The organism is Nonomuraea basaltis (assembly GCF_005893125.1).
GTDB classification, from domain to species: domain Bacteria; phylum Actinomycetota; class Actinomycetes; order Streptosporangiales; family Streptosporangiaceae; genus Nonomuraea; species Nonomuraea basaltis.
Window position 1 is genome coordinate 42,045 of the sequence record NZ_VCJS01000054.1, and the last position, 22,810, is coordinate 64,854.

A 22,810-nucleotide genomic window follows, 5' to 3' on the forward strand; every position below is an offset into this window, starting at 1 on the left:
CCATGCCGTACGAAGTGCAGGGCGTGATCGCCCGAGCCAAGGGTCAGGAAGTTTCGCTCGAGACGGTCATCGTGCCGGACCCGGGACCGGGTGAGGCGGTCGTGACCGTGCAGGCCTGCGGGGTCTGCCACACGGACCTGCACTATCGGGAGGGCGGGATCAGCGACGACTACCCGTTCCTGCTCGGCCACGAGGCGGCGGGCGTCGTCGAGGCGGTCGGCCCCGGCGTCACCGAGGTGTCCCCCGGGGACTTCGTGATCCTCAACTGGCGCGCGGTCTGCGGCCAGTGCCGGGCCTGTCTGCGCGGCCGCCCCTGGTACTGCTTCAACACGCACAACGCGGCGCAGAAGATGACGCTCAAGGACGGCACCGAGCTGTCGCCCGCGCTGGGCATCGGCGCGTTCCTGGAGAAGACGCTGGTCGCCGCCGGCCAGTGCACCAAGGTCTCCGCCGAGGCGCCCGCCCAGGTCGCGGGCCTACTGGGCTGCGGCGTCATGGCCGGCATCGGCGCGGCGATCAACACCGGCGGCGTGACGCGCGGCGACAGCGTGGCCGTGATCGGCTGCGGCGGCGTCGGGGACGCCGCGATCCTCGGAGCGTCACTCGCGGGCGCCGCCAAGGTCATCGCCGTGGACGTGGATGACCGCAAGCTCGGCTGGGCCCGCGACTTCGGCGCCACCCACACGGTCAACTCGCGCGAAAGCGACCCGGTAGAGGCGATCCGCGACCTGACCGGCGGCTTCGGCGCGGACGTGGTCATCGAGGCGGTGGGCCGGCCGGAGACGTACAAGCAGGCCTTCTACGCCCGCGACCTGGCCGGCACGGTCGTCCTGGTAGGCGTCCCGACCCCGGAGATGACGCTGGAGCTGCCGCTGCTCGACGTGTTCGGCCGCGGGGGCTCGCTGAAGTCGAGCTGGTACGGCGACTGCCTGCCGTCGCGCGACTTCCCCATGCTGATCGACCTGTTCCTGCAGAACCGGCTGCCGCTGGACAAGTTCGTCTCCGAGACGATCGGGCTCGACCAGGTCGAGGAGGCGTTCGCCAAGATGCACCGCGGCGAGGTGCTGCGTTCGGTGGTGACGTTCTAGATGATCGATCGCGTCATCACTTCGGGCACGTTCTCGCTCGACGGCGGCACCTGGGACGTCGACAACAACGTCTGGCTGATCGGCGACGCCCGCGAGGTCGTCGTCATCGACGCCGCCCACGACGCCGCCGCGATCGCCGAGCGGGTGGGCGGGCGCGCGGTCAAGGCCATCGTCTGCACCCACGCGCACAACGACCACATCAACGCCGCCCGGTCGCTCGCCGAGCAGACCGGGGCGCCGATCCGGCTCCACCCCGCCGACCAGGTGCTGTGGGAGCAGCAGTACGGCGACGAGGTGCCGTACGAGCCGCTGACCGACGGCGAGCGGATCGAGGTCGGCGGGATCGCGCTGGAGATCCTGCACACGCCCGGCCACGCGCCCGGCGCGGTCTGCGTGTACGGGCGGGAGCTCGGCGTGGTCTTCAGCGGCGACACTCTGTTCAAGGGCGGCCCCGGGGCGACCGGCCGCTCGTACTCGTCGTTCGACACGATCATCGAGTCGATCAGGAAGCGGCTGCTCACCCTGCCCGCGGAAACCGTCGTGCACACCGGCCACGGCGACTCGACCTCGATCGGCGCCGAGGCCCCGCATCTGGAGGAGTGGATCACCCGAGGGCACTGATAGGGGCTGGCCGTAATCTTCCCCTCGCAGAGGGATACATCACTGTGGCGCAGCCAATGTAGGCAAGCCTAACCAAAGTGAGCTATCTTAGGTGTGCCTTACCTAAAGGCGTCCCACCTTCGCGAGAGGCCGTCCCTGGATGTACGTATGCATTTGTCGTGCTGTGACCGAAAACGAGGTCCACGACTGCATCGCCTCCGGGGCGACCAGCGTGAAGCAGGTCCGCGACACCACCGGGGCTGGTGGTGACTGTGCCCGATGTGTGCGGAAGATCTGTGCGATCCTGAAAAGGTCTGAAGAACTGACGACCGCATAGCCGGGATAGCAGCAAGGGGCCCGTTCACATGCAGGGCGACAAGCAGATCATCGAGTTGCTCAACGAGCAGTTGACCGCCGAGCTCACCGCGATCAACCAGTATTTCCTGCACGCCAAAATGCAGGCGAACTGGGGATACACGAAACTCGCCGAGCACACCCGCGAAGAATCGATCGACGAGATGCGCCACGCCGAGCGCCTCACCGATCGCATCCTCTTCCTGGAGGGCCTGCCCAACTACCAGCGGCTGGGCACCCTGCACATCGGTCAGACCGTGGAAGAGCAGCTCAGGGCGGACCTGGAGGTGGAGATGTCGGTGGTGCAGCGGCTGCGCCCGGGCATCCAGCTCATGCGCGAGAAGGGCGACGTCACCTCGGCCCGCATCTTCGAGGACATCCTCGAGGACGAGGAGCACCACATCGACTACCTGGAAACCGAGCTGTCGCTGATCCAGAGCCTCGGCGAGCAGCTCTACCTGGCCCGCTACGCCGAGCCGCCGTCCGCGGACGACTGACGTCGAGCCCGGGACGCCCTGGTCAGCCGATCGTGTACGACCTCCCGGCCTCGGCGTCCCAGCTCAGCGTGTCTCCAGAGCGCCGCCCTCCGACCTCGTCCCCCTGCTCGTCGTGCACCTGCCCGGCGGCCCGTATCGTGATCTCCCCAGTACGCCCCGCACGCAGCGTGATCTTCTCGGCGGCCCCGTCGCGCCACGAGACGTCCACGGTCACGTCACCGCGGGCCCGCAGCCCGCGCACCGACCCCGTGGGCCAGGCCGGCGGCAGGGCGGGCAGCACGTGGATCTCCCCGTGCTGGCTCTGCACCAGCATCTCCGCGATGCCCGCGACGGCCCCGAAGTTGCCGTCGATCTGGAACGGCGGGTGCGTGTCCCACAGATTGTCCAGCGTCGAGGACGTCAGCAGCTCGCTCAGCATCCGGTGCGCGTGATCGCCGTCGAGCAGCCGCGCCCAGAAGTTGATCTTCCAGGCCTTGCTCCACCCGGTGCCGCCGTCCCCCCGGGCCGCCAGTGTGACCTTGGCGGCCTCGCCCTCGGGGCTTTCCGCGACGATCTGCCGCCCGGGATGCAGCCCGAACAGGTGTGAAACGTGCCGATGGGAGTTGTCCGGCTCGTCCCAGTCTGCCTTCCACTCCTGCAACTGCCCCCAGGACCCGATCCGCAGCCCCGGATCCAGCCGCTCCAGCGCGTCCAGCACCCGCGTCCGGAACTCGGCGTCCACCTCCAGGACGCCCGCGGCCTCCGCGGCGCTCGTGAACAGATCCCAGACGATCTGCTGCGACATCGACGCCCCCGCCGAGAAGTCCCCGTGCTCGGGCGAGTAGCTGGGCGACACGACCAGCGTGCCGTCGCGCGGGTCGGTGTGCAGTGTGTCCAGCCAGAACTCCGCCGCCCCCTTCAACGCCGGATAGGCGGTCTCGCGTAGGTAGCGGACGTCCCCGCTGAACCGGTAGCGGTCGTACAGGTCCCGCGTCACCCAGGCCGCCGCCTCCGGGAACCAGAACGCTGTGGCCCAGTCGTGCACGCCGGTGAACCCGAACGGATTCGTCTCGTTGTGCACCAGCCACCCGCCGGCCCCGAACATCTCCCGCGCCGTCCGCCTGCCCGGCGCCATCATGGCCTCGACGTATTCGTCGTACGGCCGCGCCGTCTCGGCCAGGTTCGCCTGCTCGGCCGGCCAGTAGTTCATCTGCAGGTTGATGTTGACGTGGTAGTCGCCCGCCCATGCCGGGCTGGTGGAGTCGTTCCAGATGCCCTGCAGGTTCGCGGGCAGTGATCCGGCCCGCGAGGAGGCGATCAGCAGGTAGCGCCCGTACTGGAAGAACAGCGCCTCCAGCGCCCGATCGGCGGCCGATTCGCCCCCGGTGTACGCCGACAGCAGCCGATCCGTCGGCACCGCCGGTATCTCCTGCCCGAGGTCCAGCTCCACCCGGTCGAACAGCGCCGAACAGTCGTCCTGGTGTGAGTGCCTGAGCGCGTCGTACCCTTGCGCGACCGCCTTGTCCACGGCGGCCGTCACGGCGGCGTGCGGATCTTCGCCCCGGTACGCCGGGTAGGCCAGGGCGTAGTCGGTCCCGGCGGACAGCACGAACACCACGCTGTCGGCCTCGGCCACCGTGATCCGGTCGGCTCCGTCCGTGCGGGTGCCGCCCTCCACGACCACCTGCACCTGGGCCTCGAACCGCATCCCGTTGTCCGCGAGCGCCCCGCGCATCGTCAGCCGCCCGTCCGCGACGCTGACCCGCTTGTCGTCGTGCGGCGACGTGCAGCGCAGTGTGAAGGACACCGCGCCCGCCCGATCGGCCGAGATCCGCCCGACGATCACGTTGCCCGGGTGACTGGCGAAGTACTCGCGCGTGTGCCGCACCCCGCCGACCGTGTACCCCACCCTGGCCACGGCCTCGCGCAGGCTCAGCTCCCTGCGGTAGTCGGCAGGGGAGCCCGCGGGCAGGTCCAGCCACAGGTCGCCGAACGTCTGGTACGCCCCGAAGCCCGACTTCGGCTGCCCCAGCCTGGCCGCGACCTCCTCCGGCGCCATCCGCCCCGCACGGTCGAGCTCCTCGCGCACCCCGGAGATCGCCTCCGGGCGCGGGGAGGTCCAGTTGCCGAAGTCGTAGCCCTGCCGCGACCCCGGCCCGCCGGTCCACAGCGTCTTCTCGTTGAACTGGATCTGCTCCAGGTCGGTCCCGCCGAAGACCATCGCGCCGAGCGCCCCGTTGCCGATCGGCAGCGCTTCGGTCTCCCAGTCGGTCGCCGGCCGGTCGTACCAGAGGGTCAGGTCGTCTGCCGGTAAGCCTGTCATGGGGCACCACGGTAACAACCTCCGAACTTCTCCGCGGTGAAGTCCGGCAGCCCGGTGGCAGCGCCGTGACAGGCTCGGTGGTCAGCCTCGCGGCCCGCCACCCCGTCACCGTCGAGCCGCGGTCGGAGCGAGCACGGCACCTACGGCCTGCTGCAACGGCCCTTCCACGAGCGGGTCACGGAATCAGCTGGTAGAAGCGCCAGAACCCGAAGTCCTGGATCGGCAGGATCGCGATGTCGCCGAAGCCTGCCTCCTGCGCGTACCGGCGCAGCGTGTCCGGCCGCATCACGGTGCCGGTCGCCGCCGACGGCCGGTCATTCATCCCGTCGGGCAGGCAGATGAGCAGGCTGAAGCCGTACATCAGCCGCTCGAGTTCGTCCGCGGGCGCCGTGAAGGAGTCGCCCACCGCCTCGTCCATGATGACGACGGTCCCGCCGGGTGCGACCGCGCGCCGCGCCGCCGCCAGCGCGTCCACCGGCCGCGCCATGTCGTGTACGCACTCGAAGGCGAAGACGGCGTCGAACCGGCTGTCGTCGAGGAGCGCGGTGTCGCTGTGGCGGAAGGAGAGGCGGTCGCCCACCCCGGCGGCGGCCGCGTTGCGCTCGGCCAGCACGATGGACGGCCCGTCGACGTCGACGCCCTGCACCGTGGCCTCCGGGTACGCCCTGGCCAGCGCGATGGACGACCATCCCGCGCCGCAGCCGAGGTCGGCGATTCGGGCGCCGGGGCGGCGCAGGACGGCGTCGAGAGCGGGCACCCCGGCGAGGGCGTCGGGCAGCGCGTGCTCGAACCAGGGCCGGTTCATGTCGGCCTGGGACTCCCGAACGTCCGCCCCGAACGTCGCCCAGCCGACCCCGCCGCCGCTCCGGTAGGCGTCCAGGAGGGCGGGCATCTGCACCGCGGCGCCCGCCAGCATCCGCGCCAGCGGCGCGAGATAGGCCAGGCTGGCCTCGTCGGTCAGCACCTCGGCCGCGCCCTTCGGCAGGACGAAGCGGCCGTCCGCGGCGACCTCCAGGATCCCTGCCGCGGCCTGCTGCTCCAGCCATTCCCTTGCGTACCGCTCGTGGCCGCCCGCCCGGGCGGTCAGTTCCCCCGCGTCGGCCGGGCCGTGCGCGGCCAGCGCGCGATACCAGCCCAGCCGGTCGCCGATGTGCACCGAGAGCACCTCGATGGTGCCCAGCGCCGCCTTGAACAGGCGGTCGGCGAATTCGTCAGTGGTCGTGGTCATGATGTTCTCCCCTTGTTTTCCGTTAATCCCGAACGAGGATCGGTGGTGTCCGCCCGGCGAAAAGGTCATTTGACACAGAGCGGAAGGTGTCCCTCGACGAGACCGCCACAGAACGTGGTGACGGCCTCCCGGCTGGCCAGCAGGCGCAGGACACGGCGGTGTGGCCCTGGCGGGCCACCACGGCCACGTGACGGTCCGGGTGGAGGTCGGCGAGGGCCCGCAGCATGGAGCCGGTCAGGCGCGGCATGGGCGTCATGAACCGCAGGAGCCGGGACTGCGCCGACATCCCGGAGAACACCTCCTCGATGGGGCGGGTCTCGCCGGGCCGGAGAAGACTCAGCCGTACGGGATCGACCGGTAAGTGTGTCACCACAGGCGGCGACGGACTGGCAAGCATGGCGTACCTCCTTGAACGCGCTCGAACCCGTCAGACACCGGTCAGCTTCGGACACCGGGCTGTCGAGCGCCTGTCACAGCGCTGCCACGGGCCTGAAAGGGCGATGATGAGGTTCCGGGTGTTCGGCACGGTCGAAGCGGCGGGACCCGCGCGCCTCGCTGCTCCGCCACTTCGCCGCGCCGCGCGCATGATCGTCCTCGACGATCCGTACCATTTGCCCGACGCGGCGTACCTCGAGCAAATCGTCGAGGCGATGGCCGGCTTCCTTCGAGAGGGTTGAGAATCGCGGCTCCGGGAATCATGAGCCGATGATCTCCTCTGGAAGACCGCGGTAATTTAATCACGACCAACCGTCCTTTAGCCGTGTTTGCCCAGGTCAATAGATAGGTCAACGACGAGTCAAACCGCGCGCTGTGCCCGGGAAACGATCGCTTAAGGTCCTACGATCGCTTCATGACCTGCGTACTTCTCGCCGAGGATGACACCTCGATCTCAGAGCCACTCGCGCGTGCGCTACGCCGTGAGGGCTATCAGGTCGAGGTGAGCCCCGACGGCCCACAGGCCCTGGAGAGGGCCCTGTCGGGCGGAATCGATCTCATCGTTCTTGACCTTGGTCTTCCTGAAATGGACGGCCTGGAGGTGGCACGCCGGATCCGGGCCGAAGGCCACGGGACCCCGGTCCTGATACTCACTGCCCGTGTCGACGAGGTCGACACGGTCGTCGGGCTCGACGCGGGCGCCGACGACTACGTCACGAAACCGTTCAGGCTGGCCGAGCTGCTCGCCCGGGTACGCGCGCTGCTGCGCCGCGGCACCTCCGAGACGCCGGTCGTCCAGGGGGTGCGCATCGACGCGGACTCCCGGCGCGCCTGGATGGGGGACAAGGAGCTGCACCTGACGACCAAGGAGTTCGACCTGCTGCGCGTGCTCGTACGCGACGCCGGCAAGGTGGTCACCCGCGAGCAGATCATGCGCGAGGTGTGGGACACCAACTGGTGGGGCTCGACCAAGACACTCGACATGCACATCTCTTGGCTGCGCCGCAAGCTCGGCGACGATGCCGCCAAGCCGCGTTACATCACGACCGTCCGGGGAGTCGGCTTCCGGTTCGAACGCGAGTAGGCGGATGCGCCGTCGACTGCTCTCCTCCACGCTGGTCGTCGCGGTAATCGCGGTCCTGTTGCTGGGGGTCCCCCTGGGCGTCGTGGTGAGCCGCCTGATCGTCGACGAGGCGGCTCAGGAGCTCGGGGCGGAAGCCAAACGACTCGTGGGAGAGGTCGAGTACGCCCGCGTCCAGGAGACGCCGCTCGATCCCCAGCAACTGGAACAGAAGTATCCGGGCAGGTATATACAGATCTGGGAACGCGGAACTCCCCTCAGGGTGACCGTCGTCGGCACCGCACCGGCGTCCGGTCACCTGATGACGGAGGATGCCCAGACCAACACCGGCGTCTATGTCCGGATAAGTCGTGATCGTGATCAGGTCGAGCGGGATGTACGGGCTCGCCTGCTCCTCATCGTGGCCCTGGCCGTCGCCGCCCTGGCGGTGGCCGTGAGCTTGGCCGTCGTGCAGTCACGCCGGTTGACGCTGCCCCTGCAGGACCTGGCGAAGATCGCCGAGCGGCTGGGCTCCGGTGACGCGCGGCCGAGCAAGCACCGCTACGGCATTCCCGAGCTGGACCGCGTGGCCCAGGTGCTGGACCGCAGCGCCACCCGCATCTCCGATCTGCTCACCAGGGAACGCGAGTTCGCCACGGACGCCTCACACCAGCTCCGCACCCCCCTGACCGGCCTGACCATGCGCCTGGAGGAGATCGTCGCCTCCGCGCACGAGCCGGACGTGGTCCGCGAGGAGGGGGAGGCGGCGATCGTCCAGGCCGAGCGGCTCACCGCTGTGATCGACGAGTTGCTGGCCGCGGCCCGCCGCCAGCGCCACGCCCAGGCCGAGCCGGTCGCGATCGACGAGGTGATCGGCCAGCAGGTCACCGAGTGGGAGCCGGTCTTCCGGGAGGCCCACCGTACCCTGCGGCTCGACGGCGCCCGCGGTCTGAAGGCGTTGGCCACGACCGGCGGGTTCGGCCAGGTGATCGCGTCCCTGCTGGAGAACTCCCTGCGCCACGGCGGCGGCACCGTCACCGTCACCACCACCAGCGGTGACAACTACGTGGTGATCGAGGTCGCGGACGAGGGCCCGGGCATCGCCGACGAGATCGCCCCGAAGATCTTCGAACGGAACGTCAGCGGCGGCGGGGGCACCGGCCTCGGCCTGACGCTCGCACGGGCGCTGGCCGCCGCCGACGGCGGCCGGCTGGAGCTGGTGCGACGCCGCCCCGCGACGTTCGCCATCTTCCTGCGCCCGGCGGAGGACGACGGCAGGAGCCGGGTGGTCAGCGGTCCTGCGTGACCCCGGTCTCGGGCAGCTCGACCGGGATCGGCTCGGTGGCCTCCAGGAACACCCACTTCTTGTACGACCAGTAGCGGAACAGGGTGCCGAGCCCGACGCCCACGATGTTCGCGATGTTGAGACTGAGCGTGTCGTGCAGGTTGAGCGTGTAGGTGGTGAAGCCGATCGTCAGCATTCCGAAGAGCAGTGCGATGCCGTTGAGCAGGAAGAACAGGAAGTATTCGCGCCGGAGGCCGCTCTGCTCGCGGTGCCGGAAGGTCCAGTAGCGGTTGCCCGCGTAGGCGAACGTCGTGGAGACCGTGGCCGCCGCGACCTTGGACGTCAGCGGCCCCAATTCCAGTACGACGCTGCAGAGGTTGAGCAACCCCAGATCGATGAGGAAGGCCACGGCCCCGATGCTGCCGAACTTGGCCAGCTCGTGGACAAGGGACGCGAACCGCTCGTAGAGCCGCCTGACAAAGCTCACGTCTCTGCTCGGTCCCTTCTCTAGTCGCGCGTGGACCACTTAGCGTACCGGCCATGATGGAGGCCCGGTGTCAGGCTCATGAACATACCCCGCAAAGAACAGTTAGAAATATCGCCCTCTGGGCGGCGATTCCGAAAGATGGAGATTACTCTGCGATGCAGGTCGCTGGGCGGTCGTGCCTGAGAGGCGACCCGGAACGACCGCCCAGCACCCACCGAACGCGTACGGTGGAAAAGTTGTCGTTGCGTCCCGGTAAGCTCACCTGGCGTGAGTTCCTACCGCCCCATTGGACCGGTCGTCGGCATCGTCGGTGCGGGCCAGCTGGCCAGGATGTCGCAGCAGCCCGCCATCGCGCTCGGTGTCGAGCTGCGGGTGCTGGCCAACGCCCCTGACAAGAGCGCCGCCCGGGTGATCGTCGACACGCGCATCGGAGACTACCGCGATCTGGGCGTCCTGCGCGATTTCGCCCAGGGGTGCGACGCGATCACGTTCGACCACGAGCACGTCCCGACCGAGCACATCAGGGCCCTGGCCGACAGCGGCCACGCCGTCCACCCCGGCGCCGACGCGCTGGTGCACGCGCAGGACAAGGCGGTCATGCGCGAGCGGCTGACCGCGATCGGCGTGCCCTGCCCGGCCTGGGCACGGGTGTCGGCGGCGGCGGACGTCTCGCGCTTCGCGGACGAGCACGGCTGGCCGGTGGTGCTGAAGGCGGTGCGCGGAGGATACGACGGCCGCGGCGTGTGGGTGTGCGAGAGCGCCGCCGAGGCCGAGGAGGCGTTCGCGGCCGGGGCCGAGCTGATGGCCGAGGCGTTCGTGCCGTTCGAGCGGGAGCTGGCGGTGCTGGTGGCCCGCTCGCCGCACGGGCAGGGCGTCAGCTACCCGGTCGTGGAGACCGTGCAGCAGGACGGCATCTGTGTCGAGGTGCTCGCGCCCGCGCCCGGCCTCGACCAGGAGGACGCCGCGCAGGCCCAGCGCATCGGCCTGAAGATCGCCCACGAGCTGGGGGTGACCGGGCTGCTGGCGGTGGAGATGTTCCAGACGGCGCGCGGGCTCGTGGTCAACGAGCTGGCCATGCGCCCGCACAACAGCGGCCACTGGACGATCGAGGGCTCGACGACGTCGCAGTTCGAGCAGCATCTGCGGGCGGTGCTCGACCTGCCGCTCGGCTCCCCCAAGATGACCGCCCAGGTCGTCGTCATGGCCAACCTGCTGGGCGGCGACGACCCCGACCTGTTCAAGCGCTACGAGCACGTGCTGGCCCACGATCCGGGCATCAAGCTGCACTTCTACGGAAAGGAAGTGCGCCCCGGCCGCAAGATCGGCCATGTGACGGCCCTCGGCTCCAACCTGGACGAGGTCCGCGCCCGCGCCCGCCACGCCGCCGTCTACCTCGCCACCGGGGAGTACACGTGAGAGAGCGAAGCGAACGAACCATTGGACGCAGCATCTCGATTTTCACGTTGCCGACGAAGGAGGCAGCAGTGAGAGAGCGAAGCGAGCGAACCGTTGGACGCAGCATCTCGATTTTCACGTTGCCGACGAAGGAGGCAGCAGTGAGAGAGCGAAGCGAGCGAACCGTTGGACGCAGCATCTCGATTTTCACGTTGCCGACGAAGGAGGCAGCGTGAAAATCGGCATCGTCATGGGCAGCGACTCCGACTGGCCGGTGATGAAGGCCGCGGCCGAGGCGGTCGCGGAGTTCGGGGTGCCGTTCGAGGCGGACGTCGTGTCCGCGCACCGCATGCCGACCGAGATGATCGACTACGGCCGCCGGGCCGCCTCCCGCGGTCTCCAGGTGATCATCGCCGGCGCCGGCGGAGCCGCGCACCTGCCCGGCATGCTGGCCTCCGTCACGCCGCTGCCGGTGATCGGGGTGCCGGTGCCGCTGAAATACCTCGACGGCATGGATTCCCTGCTGTCGATCGTCCAGATGCCCGCTGGGGTCCCAGTGGCCACGGTGGCGGTCGGAGGGGCCCGCAACGCGGGGCTGCTGGCCGTACGCATCCTCGCCGCCTCCGACGCCGGGCTCCGGGAGCGCATGGAGGAGTTTCAGGAGCGGCTCAAGGAGCAGGCGTACGCCAAGGGCGAGCGCCTGCGCGCCGAGGCCGCTGAACTCTGACGGGAGAGGCCGTCTGCCGTAACCATTTCCGCGGCGGCGCAGGGCGTGACGGCGATAGTGCTCCACCACGCCCTGCCCAACCCGCTCTCGACCCCGTTCTGGTCCCGCCGCGGACCGGCCCCTGTTCACCCAGTGGGTCCGCCACCTGGGCACCTGAAGGACAGGCGCCGGCCTACGGCGGTGCCCGCTACGGCCGGCCCAGGGCTCGGTAGTGCCATCCAGCCGACCGCCACACTTCAGCATTCAGTGCGTTGCGCCCGTCCACGATGCGCCGGGTCGCCACGACCGCGCCCAGCTCCTCCGGGTCGAGGTCCACGAACTCCTGCCACTCCGTGAGCAGCAACACCACATGCGCCCCGCGAACGGCCTCAACAGCCGACTCGCCGTAGTTCAGCTCGGGATGAGCCTTACGAGCGTTGTCGAGCGCGATCGGGTCGTACACGGTGACCTGTCCGCCCTGGTGGCCGATGTTCACGGCGACGTCCAGGGCGGGGGAGTCGCGAATGTCGTCCGAGTTCGGCTTGAACGCCGCCCCCAGCACGCCCACGGTGCACCCGTGGAAGGAGCCGCCGGCCAGCTCCCTGGCCAGGTCGACCATGCGGGCCCGCCGCCGCTTGTTGATGGCGTCCACCTCGCGCAGGAACGTCAGCGCCTGGTCCGCCCCCAGCTCGCCGGCCCGCGCCATGAACGCCCGGATGTCCTTCGGCAGGCAGCCGCCTCCGAACCCGAGCCCGGCGTTCAGGAACCGTCCGCCGATCCGGTCGTCGTACGACAGCGCCTCGGACAGCTGCTTGACGTCGGCGTGGGCCGCCTCGCACACCTCCGCCATCGCGTTGATAAAGGAGATCTTGGTGGCGAGGAAGGCGTTGGCCGCGGTCTTGACCAGCTCGGACGTGGCGAAATCGGTCACCACGAACGGGACGTCGCCCAGCGGCTCGTACACCTCGCGCAGCACCTTCTCCGCGCGCTCGGTGCGAACGCCGAGCACGATCCGGTCCGGCCGCAGCGTGTCCTGAACGGCGAACCCCTCCCGCAGGAACTCGGGGTTCCAGGCCAGCTCGGCGTTGATCCCGGCCGGGGCCAGCCTGGCGAGCTTGTCCGCGAGCCGCTCCGCGGTGCCGACGGGCACGGTCGACTTGCCCACGACCAGGCATTCGCGGTCGAGGAGCGGCGCGAGGGACTCGACGGCGGCGTCCATGTAGGAGACGTCGGCGGCGTACTCACCGCGTTTCTGCGGCGTGCCCACGCAGATGAAGTGCACGTCGCCGAAGGCGGCGACCTCGTCGTACGAGGTGGTGAAGCGAAGGCGGCCGGATTGGAGCCCGCGGCGGAGCACGGGTTCCAGCCCGGGCTCGTGAATCGGGAGCTCACCGCCGTTCAGTCGGCGGACCTTGTCGGGGTCGATATCGAGGCCCAGGACGTCGAATCCCAGGTCCGCCATGCAGGCCGCATGCGTGATGCCCAGGTATCCGGTCCCGATCACCGTGAGGCGATATGGCACGAGTGAGCTCCTTTCGATCGCGCAGGCATGCTACCGGCCTTTCGCTACCTCCTACGTGCCACCTGCACCTCTTCGCAAACCGTACCGACTGGTAACAGGATGTTCGGACGTCCTAGTATTCAACGCATGAGCTTCCCTCTTTACGCGCCGGCCGAGGAACACGACATGCTCAGGGAGACGGTCCGGGCCCTGGCCGACGAGAAGATCGCTCCGCATGCGGCGGAGGCCGACGAGACCGAGGAGTTCTCCTGGGACGTCTACAAGGCACTGGTGGCGACGGACCTGCACGCCGTACACATCCCTGAGCAGTACGGGGGCGCGGGGGCGGACGCGCTGGCCACGGTGATCGTCATCGAGGAGGTGGCCCGCGCCTGCGCGTCGTCCTCCCTGATCCCCGCCGTCAACAAGCTCGGCACGGTCCCGCTCCTCCTCTCGGCCTCGGAGGAGCTGAACTCCCGCTACCTGGCCCCGGTGGCCAGGGGGGAAGCCATGTTCTCGTACGCGCTGTCGGAGCCCGAGGCGGGCTCGGACGCGGCCGCCATGAAGACGAGGGCGGTCGCGGACGGCGACGCGTACGTCCTCAACGGCACCAAGATGTGGATCACGAACGCCGGCGTGTCGGAGTACTACACGCTGATGGCGGTCACGGACCCGTCGGCCGGCCCGCGAGGCATCTCCGCCTTCGTCATAGAAAAATCCGACGAGGGCGTCTCCTTCGGCCCCAAGGAGAGGAAGCTCGGCATCAAGGGATCCCCCACCCGCCAGGTCATCCTGGACGACGTCCGCATCCCCGCCGACCGCATGATCGGCGCCCCTGGAACCGGCTTCAAAACGGCCCTGGCGACGCTGGACCACACCCGAATCACCATCGCCGCCCAGGCCTTGGGCATCGCCCAGGGCGCCTTGGACTTCGCGATCGGCTACGTGAAGGAACGCAAGCAGTTCGGCCGCCCGATAGCCGACTTCCAGGGCCTGCAGTTCATGATCGCCGACATGGCCATGAAACTGGAGGCGGCGCGGCAGCTCACGTACCACGCGGCGGCGAAGTCGGAGCTCGCGATGCACGGCAAGCCCCAGAAGGACCTGACGTTCCTGTCGAGCGCCGCGAAGTGCGCGGCCTCGGACGCGGCAATGGAGATCACCACGGACGCGGTGCAGTTGCTGGGCGGTTACGGCTACACGAAGGACTTCCCGGTGGAGCGCATGATGCGCGACGCCAAGATCACCCAGATCTACGAGGGCACCAACCAGATCCAGAGAATGGTCATGGCCCGCCAGCTCCTAAAGTAGGCTTTGGCCTGCGCAAACCTCGTTTCTCCGCATGGGGTGGCGGGGTTGTTGTGCCCCGAAAGCAGCCTTCGCGGGATCTTGTTCCGTGGCTGTTCCGTGAGAGTCGCTGGGCGTGTGCCCTCATCACTGATGCCCCCCTGCGGTGCGATCGATAAGTGCCTTGCCGACTCTCGCGGCGATGGGTGCTGATCAGAAAAGAGAAGAGCCACCGGACAGCCTGATCGCCGGTGGCTCATGTGCGTGTGCTGGTTGTCTTCGAGGCCTCGTCGTCTCAGGACCTTGCATCCGCCAAGCGGCGAACGAGGCTCTCGACAAGGTTAAGATCCTCTTCGGAGAGTTGGTTGAGTGGGGCTTGGAGTCGTTGCACGGCAGCGGACGTCTGCTGCTGGGAGTGGGCTCCGTACCAATCGGCAGCGATCATCGCCTGAACCTCCTCCCTTGTCACCCTGAAGAGGTGAGCGATGCCGTCGATTTTTTCTGGGGCAGGCGGGCCCCACTGGGTGACGATCGAGGCGTACGAGCACGGACGTTGGTGGATATCGCTGGACTGTCTTCCCAGGTCAGGCAATCCGACGAGGCTGTTGAGCGACACGATCAAGTGGCTTCGCATCGAAGGGGTCCAGGTTGGGGGCCCCTCACCTCCACAAGATCAGAAGCTGCATTTCCGGGGTGGAATTGGGGCTTCGACTTTTAAAGGGCTTGCGCGCACCGAGGCATCGTCGCCTACGCGGGCTACTTCGCGGGAGATCGCGTGCGCGGAGGGTGGCGTGAGCTGATGCACAGGGTTCAGGCGGAGCGTGACATGGCCGTCATCTGGCGTGGATAGCTTGATCGAATGTGTGTCGTGGGGTGCAGTGCATGTCACGTTGGCCGGGGCTGGAAGCCTGTTCGGGGCGGAGGCGTCCCAGGAGGGAGTGGACGAGCGTGATGCGCTGGTGCTGGTTACCTATCGTTCTCGTCCTGGTCGGATGCTCGACCACGGTGCCTTCTTCCCCGATACCCGTTCGTTCTCCGGTGCCCCACAGTGAGGCGGCGGCCACGCTAAAGGCTCTCAGCGGAGAACAAAGCGTGGTGCACCTCTCGGGAGAGGCGCCGTCGTGTGATATGAGGATTGAGGGGACGGGTTTTGTGTACGCCCCTCAGCGGGTGGTGACTGCGGCGCATGTGGTGGCCGGCGTCATCCCGGTGTCTCCCGTCGTCACCACTACTGACGGCGAGGTTTACGAGGGCCGTGTTGTGGCCTTCGATCCTGATGTTGACGTCGCGGTCCTGTACGTACCAGATCTGCCTGCGCCTCCGCTGCGCATCACCCGGATGTCCGCGTTTCCGCTGCGCATCCCCGGGGTGTCGCTCGGCGATGCCCGCTTGCTCGGTTATCCGAAAGGTGCAAAACATGTTGTGACGCAGCCGGTCGAGATCGAACAGCGTGTCGAGGGCGAGGGGCAGGATATTTACGAGGAACATGAGGTCAGCAGGATGATGCTCGCGGTCTCCGGCCGCATTAGCGCGGGTGTGAGCGGCGCCCCGCTGATCGTTGAAGACGGTACGGTCGCCGGGATGATGGTCGCTGCAGCGACGGATGATCCGAACCGCGTCTATGCGCTGACCGCCGAGGAAATCCTTCCCATCGCCAACGACGCGGCTGATGCCACGAGGCATGTCTCAACCCGGCGGTGCGAGACGGATCGCTGAGCGGTCGCCTGGCTCGCGTAACGGCTTGGAAGACGGGTCGGAGCCCAAAGGTCGTGCGGTCCCGTCTTTACGGTCCCCGGGCGGAGGTGGCAGGACTCTCCGAAGTGCCCATTCTCGAGCCCCGTGACACGAGAGGTGACGACAACGGTGACGACAACGTTGGTCACCACGAGCGCACGAGGGCAACCTCACACCACCGCTGACCTCGGCCTAAAGCGTCGGAACCAGGGCAGTCGGTCCGCCTGAAAAGCGGAAGGTCATCTGAAGTGATGGCGAGCAGCAGACCTGCCTCGATGCGATCCTGCCGGCACCACTCATGGATCCCGCCGGGTATTGAGTTGATCAGGAAACTAGCAGCGGAACTCGGGAGAACAGCTCTTAGGAATATCGCCTCTCCTGTCTTCATCGAACCCGAGGCGATTCACCTGGCTGACTACCGTCGCCGATCCGGTTCGATCACCTGAGTAACCGAGGCTCGCTGGCTGTTCCGCAGTCCTTGAGTAGCACTGCTCGGCCGCTGATGGGCCTCGAAAAAGTCCAGGGTTGCTTGTGCGACATCACGGAGATTCTTGCCGACTCTATTCCGTTCGATGAGGTGGTGGGAATCCACTCGAGGAGGCCGCTCTTTCGCAAGTTCTACAAAGGCATCCGCCGCATCCTTGAGATCTTGCGCCCCGTCTTGGATGCCGCGTCGCACGTGACGGTCGGAGAACTGATTGGAGAGCGTCTGCGCCTCCGCAACCACGGTTCGCACAGTCTTGTCGAGGGCGGCGAGATTAACTTCCAGCGCGCCAAGGTCGCGGCATTGTGCCAAGAGCCTGTCCAGGCCGCCGACAATCTTGCTGCGGGTGAGCTCGAACTCCTCGTAGGACTGAGCGGGGGCCACGCGGCGGCTCGTTCAGTGCCAGGGATTGGGTAGCAGGTCGAGCAGCCAGCGCTGGATCCGCTCAGCCTTGCGGCAGGCAGCGCGGAGTTCGGTGGTACCAGCGTTCGGGCGTAACACCGCGTGTAGCGTGGCCTGCAGGTCGCGTAGCAGAGCTTCGCACTCATTGTCCATGTCCGAGCGGACCGGTCGTTTCAGGGTGAGTTCGTCCAGCAGAGACGCGGCGCTGGCGGACAGCGCGGTCCAGCTGGCCCCGTCGAACGCCGTGGCGCTCAGGATGTACGCGAGCGACTCCCAGGTCCCTTGCTCTAGCGCGGTGACGGGGGAGGCGACCCTTGGGACCGCGGGCTCGACGCGTCCCACTTGGTGGCATATGTCGTCCGCGATCTGGCTGATCGTGCGGAGGATCTTCCGGGACTTGATGGTCATCGAGCGCAGTTCGCGCAGGTCTGTGTACTGGCGCTCGTTCAGCTTCCTGGCGAGCTCGTCGGGAGACCGGGCCCCGTCTTCGATCAGTGGGGTTGTGATGTAGTAGACCGGAATAATTAGGGAGCGCCGCCCGGAGCGCCTTTCTCGGTCGAGGAAGCGCTCGACCTCGCGGCGACAGTAAGCGCTGTTGAAGAAGTGTGGTGACATGATCGGAATGGCGCTGACGCCTCGAGTGCACGGTCGATCTCAACCGCCCAGTCGTCTCCCGACCTGAGGTCGTACTTGCTCTGATAGATGTGGAACGGTTGGCCGTTCTTACTCGCAACCTCGCTGGTCAGCGCTTCGCGGAGGTCGCTGATCGTGCCCTTATCGGCGCGTTCGTTGAATTCGGAGTAGCTCATGAAGGCCGCAGGACCACTCATTTTGCATCCTTCGCTTCGGATCGCTGCGCAACGAGTTGCAGCCAGTTGTCCATCTCCTGGCGTTCGATGCGCGTGATCGCGTCAACGAGTAGCTGATCCCTGGTGGCCGGATCGTCAAAGGGTTTCCCACCCGTGCGATGACGACGGCGCTCGGCCTCCACCGCCTCCCGCGCCGCACTGAACCGTAGGTAGTCGTCATGCCAGTGGAAGACGGACCTCAGCCCTGTGACGATGACGATTAAGCCGCCCAGGATCGCGGGCGCCTTGGCGTCTCCTGGAGTTAGTACAGCAGAGACCGGGACGGCCGCCGACAGCACGAGTTGGAGGGACTCCGACAGCCGGTAGAAGCGCCTGGCCTTGCCGGCAGCTCGGCGGTACCACGCATAGGATTCATCGGCCAAGGTCAAGGCGTAGACAGCGGGAGTCATCTCCTCCGACTGCTCAGCCATGTATCGCTCCAGAGGTCCGTGGACGGACGGCACCTTGTGCCCATGATGCAGCCGGGTTGCCTCTTAGGCTACTGATGCGGTTGTAAAGGCGAATGAGGGACAGCCAGCCCTTGGAACAAACGCAGCTCGGGCTGCTGTACAGCAGTGTCGTACAGCAACATCGTCGTATTCGATCACACGTGACCGTCCCGCATTTACCGTCTGAGCAGGCTGGTATGTCGCTGACGAGGCGTGCGCCCTTCCCTTGTAAACAGATGGTGGGCGTGTGTGATCAGATCATCGGGAGTCGGCGGGCTATGGGTGCATGGAGATGGGCAGTTCTTCCTGTCTGGAGGACGTCGCCGAGGTTGAAGTCGGCCGAGGCCGCGCGAGCCCTGCGGCTCGGCCTCTTGGGGGCGGGCGGTCCATGCGTCAGGCCCAGAAGTCGCGCTCGGGCAGTCGCATCCACATGTCGGGTGGGCCAAGGATCGGCCGGGCATCGGCCAGGCGCAAGCCCGCGCCGGCACAGCAGTAGGCCACCGCGCGGAAGTGGTAAAGGTAGGTGGCGAGGATCTCCTCAGCGGGGTCGTCCGGGGAGACTGTGCCTCCGCCGGGATGCTTATCCCAGGCTTCGAGGGCGCCGTCCCGGGCGACCCGTCCCTGGTTGCCGCTCTTGGGGTTGGCGTACATGGCGTAGCACACGGTGCCCAGCGAGAGGCGCTTGATGACGCCGGGAGTGGAGCCGCCGTATCCCCACGGTTGGGTGATGACGCAGCCACCGGGCACGTCCGTGATGCCGACGATGGTCAGGCTGTGGTCGACGTCCGACCATGGGTCGTCCTCGATCAGTTCGAGGTCATCCTCATTGGCGGGAGTGGCTTCGAGTCGCCGTGTTGCCTCTGCCGCGGTGATGCCGGCCACGCAGGCCAGGCTCAGGCCCTCGCGGGAGCAGTCGCCGAGCGCGGTGATCAAACGTCTGGCTTCCGTCGCGGCGGCGGCCTCGGCTTCGGACAGACCGATCTCCGGGGACGGGACGGGGAAGAGGTCGGGAGTGGGACCGGCCAGGCTGAGGCGGCCGGGGGACCAGCCGTTCATCATGGGGCGCCACGGGTCGGCTCCAGCGGCGACGAGGGCCCGGGCATTGTCGGGGCGGTTGGCGAATACGGCCGCCCACAGCGCGGTCCGGCCCTCATGCTCCGCATCGATGTCGTCGACACGCCTGGCCAGCTCGGTGATCACTTCAGGCGAGCCGCGCCCGGCCGCGGCGTGCAGCGGCCTTCCATGAAGCCGCACGCCGGAGTTCGGATCGGCGCCCGCGTTGAGCCGGGCACGGATCAGGCCGAGATCCGTCCAGTCGCTCCGGCCTGTGCCGGACCAGCCTATGCCGGACCATCCGGCTCCGTCGGTGACAGCCATGACACTCCTTGACGCGCTGGATAGGTGAGTGACTGATCATGGACTACAAGGCCGACAGTTTCCGCCTGCTATCGCGGGAGGCATCAGAGGTAGGTCGGTGCAAACGCAGACGCTAACAACAGCCCTGGATGATCACGGACGCTTGTGGATGGACCAATCCCTCACAGCGATGTGCGTGCTGGGCCATTGGAAGGCCGTGGACGGCTGTGGAGGATCTCGTTCTCACTCGTAATGAAGCGTTCGGCTGAGGTCGTGACGATCGCCGACTTCGGTCCTCGCCGACCATGGCTGGGGCGATCGACGCCGAGGCCCTCCTACGTCGGGCCCCGGCACCGGATGACCATGGCTGAGGTGACGGCAATGCTGACGGCAACGTCAGCCACCAGTCCCATACGAGCTGCACCGTGAACACCCACGTACCCCAAGTTCACCAGCTGCGAACAGGCCGATCGCTACACCTGAAAAGCGGAAGGTCGGCAGTTCGACCCTGCCCCTGACCACCATCCTTGAACAGCAGAAACGCCCCGGACGGATCATCGTTCGGGGCTTTTTGGTCTCCAGTGACAGCAACGCTGACAGCAACGTCCGCTCATCGTTCTACGATCAGCTATCCCTACTAATGGGAGGCGAAGTGGGAAACGGTGACGGTGTTGAGTTCTCGCCGGCTAACTTGACGGCCAGCCTGGAACAGATGCTGAAGCTGACCGTCGGCGTCGATCCTGACGAGGAACCGGCGCTCGTCAGCGCTGCTGCGGTTGGCTTGGTGCTTGATGCTTGGCGTAACAGTCCTCTCGAGGACATTCACTCCGAGGACAACGGGCCGAGCGACGGCGAGATGTTTGCGCAGAGTGTCTACCTGTACAGGAAGGCGAAGACCGCGCTGACAGCCGCAAGGAAAGGGAATCTTCGCCCGATGTTCGCTCTCGAAGGGATGATTACCAACCCTCAGAGACGATGGGCAGGCGGCTCTTCGTTCACTTTGGCCAGTACCGGTGCTGATCTCGCGGCATTCCATGAGCATGTTGAGAGCCGACTGTGGTACGTAAGATCCGTGATCGAAGAGGAGGGCTGGAGAGCCGCGCTCCTCAGGAAGGCATTCTCTGCTGTGAGCGCTTCCCATCACTACGGGATGCCAAAGTGGCCGCACCTGGTCGACGGAGCAATGATCCGTCTCGCCGCGTTCGAGTCAGAACTGCTGCCAGAACCCCTAAAGGATCAAGAAGCTGCTCGGACGGCACTCCGTGAAGAGCCGGACCGCTTAGGGATCGATGCACTGGAATGGCTGATCGCGCGGGGTTTCTTGTTGCAACAACTGTAGAGGCCCTCACCCGCAGGTGAGGGCCATCCCTCAGCGGCTCAGGATAGGGCGTCCCCGAGCTTCTTGAGCGCGGTGCGCTTATCGTCGAGCGACACATGGGCGTAGATCGTCATGGTGACTTCGATGTCGCTGTGGCCGACGATGTCGCGGACGACCTGGGGCGGGACGCCGAGGTTGAGCAGGAGCGTCACGCAGGTGTGGCGGAGGTCGTGGAAGCGTATCTCTCCGAGGCCGGCGGCTTTGCGGATCGTTCCCCAGTTCCTCCGTAGGTTGTCCGGCTCCATCGGGGTCCCGCAGCGAGAGGGGAAGACCAGGCCATGTTCTTTCCAGTCCTCCCAGCGGTCCGAGCGTTCGGCGAACAGCTTCCTTCGGTGCTCCTTCAGGGCCTCCACACAGATGGGCGGCAGCGGGACGGTCCGTTCCGAGTCGGAGGTCTTGGGACGGACGAACTGGAGGCGACCCGCGACCCGCTGGAGGCTTTGGACCACTTCCAACTTGCCGATCTCAAGGTCGACGTCCGTCCAGCGGAGCCCGAGGAGTTCCCCACGGCGCAGGCCGAGGCAGAGTGCCAGGACGTACAGCGCGTAGAGGCGGTGTTCCCGAGCGGCCTTGAGGACGGCGCGCGCCTGCGGGACGGGCAACTGATCTTGTCTCACATCTGCGAAGATCTTGCACTCCATACACCTGAAGTGACGGAGTTACATGACATGAGCAATGGGCAACCTGCGGGCTCTGATGTGTATCGCTACTACCAGCGCCTACTCAAGGATCACTGGCTGGGAACCGGCATTTGCTGGACCGTTGTCGTTCCTGACGATGGAAAGCCACTTACACTCACCGAGATTGGCGAACGGGTGAGTGGCGGCGCAAGTCACGAGGTCCATGAGGCGGCTCGCTTCGAGGACGACTACTCCGACGAGGGCGCCTGGGCTGTGCTGGTAGGCCAGTCCGGGCCGATAACCGAGTTGTTCGAGTACAACGGGTTCCACGGCGTCCACCCCCCGGTGCTTCCGCGTCTCAGCGCCGGTGCTCGCGCTTACAGCGTCTACTGGAACGTGAACGCCAACAACAGCATCGGCTTCGCCGCTGACGGAGAGATGCTGCTCATGGTCGACGCCATGTATCCGGAGAGGTGGGTGCACGAGGCGAATCTTGCACGTTGGCCAGAGCTGACGGCCATGGCGCCACACTTCAGGTGGAGGAGAGGCAAGAGTTGGCGAGCGGCAGCGCTGGCGACGGTGGAGCTCACCACGGGGGCCAGGTTGAGCCTGGAGTGGCTTGAGCAGGAGCGTCTGTATCTCACGTGTCAGGACCCCGCGGTGGACTGAGGATAAGCGGCGGCTGCGCAACCCAGCCAGATCCGAGGAGACATAGGGAAGCCGGCATGCCGTCCCGGAGACGGCGACCGGCCCAGCCGATCTTGCTAACACCCGTGCTAACGACGACCTTGGACACCGCTGTATGCACCTGGAAGCTGATCAAGCCACAGAAGCCGCTGAACAGGCATGTCCAACAACGGTAGACAGCCGTGGACGATTTCAAAGTCCCTTGTAAACAGAAGGTCAGGGGTTCGATTCTCCTCGTCAGCTCGACGCTGCGAGGCGAGCGACCAGCGATTGGTTGAATCGGAATGATCAGTGGGTGCGGCGCCCTGATGCCAGAAGCTCGATGACCTGGGCGATGGCTCCCTGCCGGGTTGGACTCTTCAAGCAGTGAACCAGTCCAATAAATCGATCTTCATGTCCGGCCGGAAGCATTCGGTATGACCACTCTGAAGGCGCCGGCTGATTGGACGGTAGGCGTCGCAGGCCGGAAGGTGTCAAGTCAACTGAGACACGGGCGCTGTGACGTTAGCTAGGCGAGGTCCTCCTGGTCGGTGACCTGCTGCTTGTCTGTCTCGTCGGTAGGTTTGTTGATCCAGGCGGCGGCCGGCAGCTTGGGTAGCGTGGGTGTGCGGGTGAACCGCTGGGGAT

General features: G+C 66.9%; 22 protein-coding genes. 13 read left to right on the forward strand and 9 right to left on the reverse strand.

From position 1 onward, the window contains the following. The first annotated feature begins 2 nt into the window (after nt 1-2). The 4 genes from EJK15_RS25195 to bfr all read left to right on the forward strand — a co-directional run bounded on the left by EJK15_RS25195 (nt 3) and on the right by bfr (nt 2,539). The gene (locus tag EJK15_RS25195; RefSeq protein WP_138712927.1) at nt 3-1,088 is read left to right on the forward strand and encodes an S-(hydroxymethyl)mycothiol dehydrogenase; all 1,086 of its coding nucleotides are present in this window, start codon (nt 3-5) and stop codon (nt 1,086-1,088) included. Next, nucleotides 1,089-1,709: an MBL fold metallo-hydrolase gene (locus tag EJK15_RS25200; RefSeq protein ID WP_138712928.1), complete on the forward strand. Its 621-nt coding sequence runs from the start codon at nt 1,089-1,091 to the stop codon at nt 1,707-1,709. Nucleotides 1,710-1,848: 139 nt separating this feature from the next. Then, nucleotides 1,849-2,025 carry a (2Fe-2S)-binding protein gene (locus EJK15_RS25205; RefSeq protein WP_138712929.1) on the forward strand — a complete coding sequence of 59 codons (177 nt, stop codon included), beginning with the start codon at nt 1,849-1,851 and terminating at the stop codon, nt 2,023-2,025. A 28-nt stretch (nt 2,026-2,053) separates the two neighbouring features. Next, the gene (bfr, locus tag EJK15_RS25210) at nt 2,054-2,539 is read left to right on the forward strand and encodes a bacterioferritin (protein ID WP_138712930.1); all 486 of its coding nucleotides are present in this window, start codon (nt 2,054-2,056) and stop codon (nt 2,537-2,539) included. A gap of 22 nt (nt 2,540-2,561) precedes the next feature. On the opposite strand, the gene EJK15_RS25215 is transcribed toward bfr, so the two are convergent. Together EJK15_RS25215 and EJK15_RS25220 are read right to left on the reverse strand one after the other, a co-directional pair. Then, the gene (locus EJK15_RS25215; protein ID WP_138712931.1) at nt 2,562-4,841 is read right to left on the reverse strand and encodes a glycoside hydrolase family 95 protein; all 2,280 of its coding nucleotides are present in this window, start codon (nt 4,839-4,841) and stop codon (nt 2,562-2,564) included. Nucleotides 4,842-5,016: 175 nt separating this feature from the next. Next, nucleotides 5,017-6,069 (reverse strand): methyltransferase domain-containing protein, encoded by a 1,053-nt coding sequence (locus EJK15_RS25220; RefSeq protein WP_138712932.1) that lies wholly within the window; start codon nt 6,067-6,069, stop codon nt 5,017-5,019. A 395-nt stretch (nt 6,070-6,464) separates the two neighbouring features. On the opposite strand from EJK15_RS25220, the gene EJK15_RS25225 reads away from it, so the two are divergent. The 3 genes from EJK15_RS25225 to EJK15_RS25235 all read left to right on the forward strand — a co-directional run bounded on the left by EJK15_RS25225 (nt 6,465) and on the right by EJK15_RS25235 (nt 8,870). Next, entirely contained in the window at nt 6,465-6,746 is a 282-nt protein-coding gene (locus EJK15_RS25225) for a hypothetical protein (RefSeq protein ID WP_138712933.1), read from the forward strand. Between the two features lie 173 nt (nt 6,747-6,919). Beyond that, complete coding sequence (locus EJK15_RS25230; protein WP_012888073.1) at nt 6,920-7,588, forward strand: response regulator transcription factor; 669 nt, start codon at nt 6,920-6,922, stop codon at nt 7,586-7,588. Nucleotides 7,589-7,592: 4 nt separating this feature from the next. Next, nucleotides 7,593-8,870, forward strand: a complete 1,278-nt coding sequence (locus EJK15_RS25235) for an ATP-binding protein (RefSeq protein WP_138712934.1) — start codon at nt 7,593-7,595, stop codon at nt 8,868-8,870. On the opposite strand, the gene EJK15_RS25240 is transcribed toward EJK15_RS25235, so the two are convergent. Beyond that, a complete protein-coding gene (locus EJK15_RS25240; RefSeq protein ID WP_138712935.1) occupies nt 8,854-9,336 on the reverse strand; it encodes a GtrA family protein in 483 nt (160 codons plus the stop codon). The genes EJK15_RS25235 and EJK15_RS25240 overlap by 17 nt on opposite strands. A gap of 267 nt (nt 9,337-9,603) precedes the next feature. On the opposite strand from EJK15_RS25240, the gene EJK15_RS25245 reads away from it, so the two are divergent. Next, entirely contained in the window at nt 9,604-10,752 is a 1,149-nt protein-coding gene (locus EJK15_RS25245) for a 5-(carboxyamino)imidazole ribonucleotide synthase (protein WP_138712936.1), read from the forward strand. Between the two features lie 211 nt (nt 10,753-10,963). After that, nucleotides 10,964-11,458 carry a 5-(carboxyamino)imidazole ribonucleotide mutase gene (gene purE, locus EJK15_RS25250; RefSeq protein WP_276615428.1) on the forward strand — a complete coding sequence of 165 codons (495 nt, stop codon included), beginning with the start codon at nt 10,964-10,966 and terminating at the stop codon, nt 11,456-11,458. A gap of 187 nt (nt 11,459-11,645) precedes the next feature. Here the strand turns inward: purE and EJK15_RS25255 are convergent, their stop codons facing one another. Continuing rightward, nucleotides 11,646-12,959, reverse strand: coding sequence for a UDP-glucose dehydrogenase family protein (locus EJK15_RS25255; protein WP_138712937.1), 1,314 nt, complete (start codon nt 12,957-12,959; stop codon nt 11,646-11,648). 126 nt (nt 12,960-13,085) lie between these two features. On the opposite strand from EJK15_RS25255, the gene EJK15_RS25260 reads away from it, so the two are divergent. Both EJK15_RS25260 and EJK15_RS25265 read left to right on the forward strand, forming a co-directional pair. Further along, nucleotides 13,086-14,249 carry an acyl-CoA dehydrogenase family protein gene (locus EJK15_RS25260; RefSeq protein WP_138712938.1) on the forward strand — a complete coding sequence of 388 codons (1,164 nt, stop codon included), beginning with the start codon at nt 13,086-13,088 and terminating at the stop codon, nt 14,247-14,249. A 1,104-nt stretch (nt 14,250-15,353) separates the two neighbouring features. Continuing rightward, nucleotides 15,354-15,941 carry a trypsin-like peptidase domain-containing protein gene (locus EJK15_RS25265; protein ID WP_171074518.1) on the forward strand — a complete coding sequence of 196 codons (588 nt, stop codon included), beginning with the start codon at nt 15,354-15,356 and terminating at the stop codon, nt 15,939-15,941. 433 nt (nt 15,942-16,374) lie between these two features. On the opposite strand, the gene EJK15_RS25270 is transcribed toward EJK15_RS25265, so the two are convergent. From EJK15_RS25270 to EJK15_RS25285, 4 genes are all read right to left on the reverse strand, one after another. Further along, nucleotides 16,375-16,827, reverse strand: coding sequence for a hypothetical protein (locus EJK15_RS25270; protein WP_138712940.1), 453 nt, complete (start codon nt 16,825-16,827; stop codon nt 16,375-16,377). 12 nt (nt 16,828-16,839) lie between these two features. Further along, complete coding sequence (locus EJK15_RS25275) at nt 16,840-17,460, reverse strand: TIR domain-containing protein (protein ID WP_138712941.1); 621 nt, start codon at nt 17,458-17,460, stop codon at nt 16,840-16,842. A gap of 211 nt (nt 17,461-17,671) precedes the next feature. Further along, nucleotides 17,672-18,124, reverse strand: coding sequence for a DUF4231 domain-containing protein (locus EJK15_RS25280; protein ID WP_138712942.1), 453 nt, complete (start codon nt 18,122-18,124; stop codon nt 17,672-17,674). A 411-nt stretch (nt 18,125-18,535) separates the two neighbouring features. Further along, complete coding sequence (locus tag EJK15_RS25285) at nt 18,536-19,519, reverse strand: ankyrin repeat domain-containing protein (RefSeq protein ID WP_171074519.1); 984 nt, start codon at nt 19,517-19,519, stop codon at nt 18,536-18,538. Nucleotides 19,520-20,210: 691 nt separating this feature from the next. Here EJK15_RS25285 and EJK15_RS25290 point away from each other — a divergent pair. Further along, nucleotides 20,211-20,837, forward strand: a complete 627-nt coding sequence (locus tag EJK15_RS25290; RefSeq protein ID WP_138712943.1) for a hypothetical protein — start codon at nt 20,211-20,213, stop codon at nt 20,835-20,837. Between the two features lie 38 nt (nt 20,838-20,875). Here EJK15_RS25290 and EJK15_RS25295 read toward each other — a convergent pair whose 3' ends face one another. Beyond that, entirely contained in the window at nt 20,876-21,493 is a 618-nt protein-coding gene (locus EJK15_RS25295; protein ID WP_240777194.1) for a site-specific integrase, read from the reverse strand. A gap of 51 nt (nt 21,494-21,544) precedes the next feature. Between EJK15_RS25295 and EJK15_RS25300 the strand changes: the two genes are divergently transcribed. Next, nucleotides 21,545-22,165 (forward strand): DUF6461 domain-containing protein, encoded by a 621-nt coding sequence (locus tag EJK15_RS25300; protein ID WP_138712945.1) that lies wholly within the window; start codon nt 21,545-21,547, stop codon nt 22,163-22,165. The last annotated feature ends 645 nt before the right edge of the window (nt 22,166-22,810 follow it).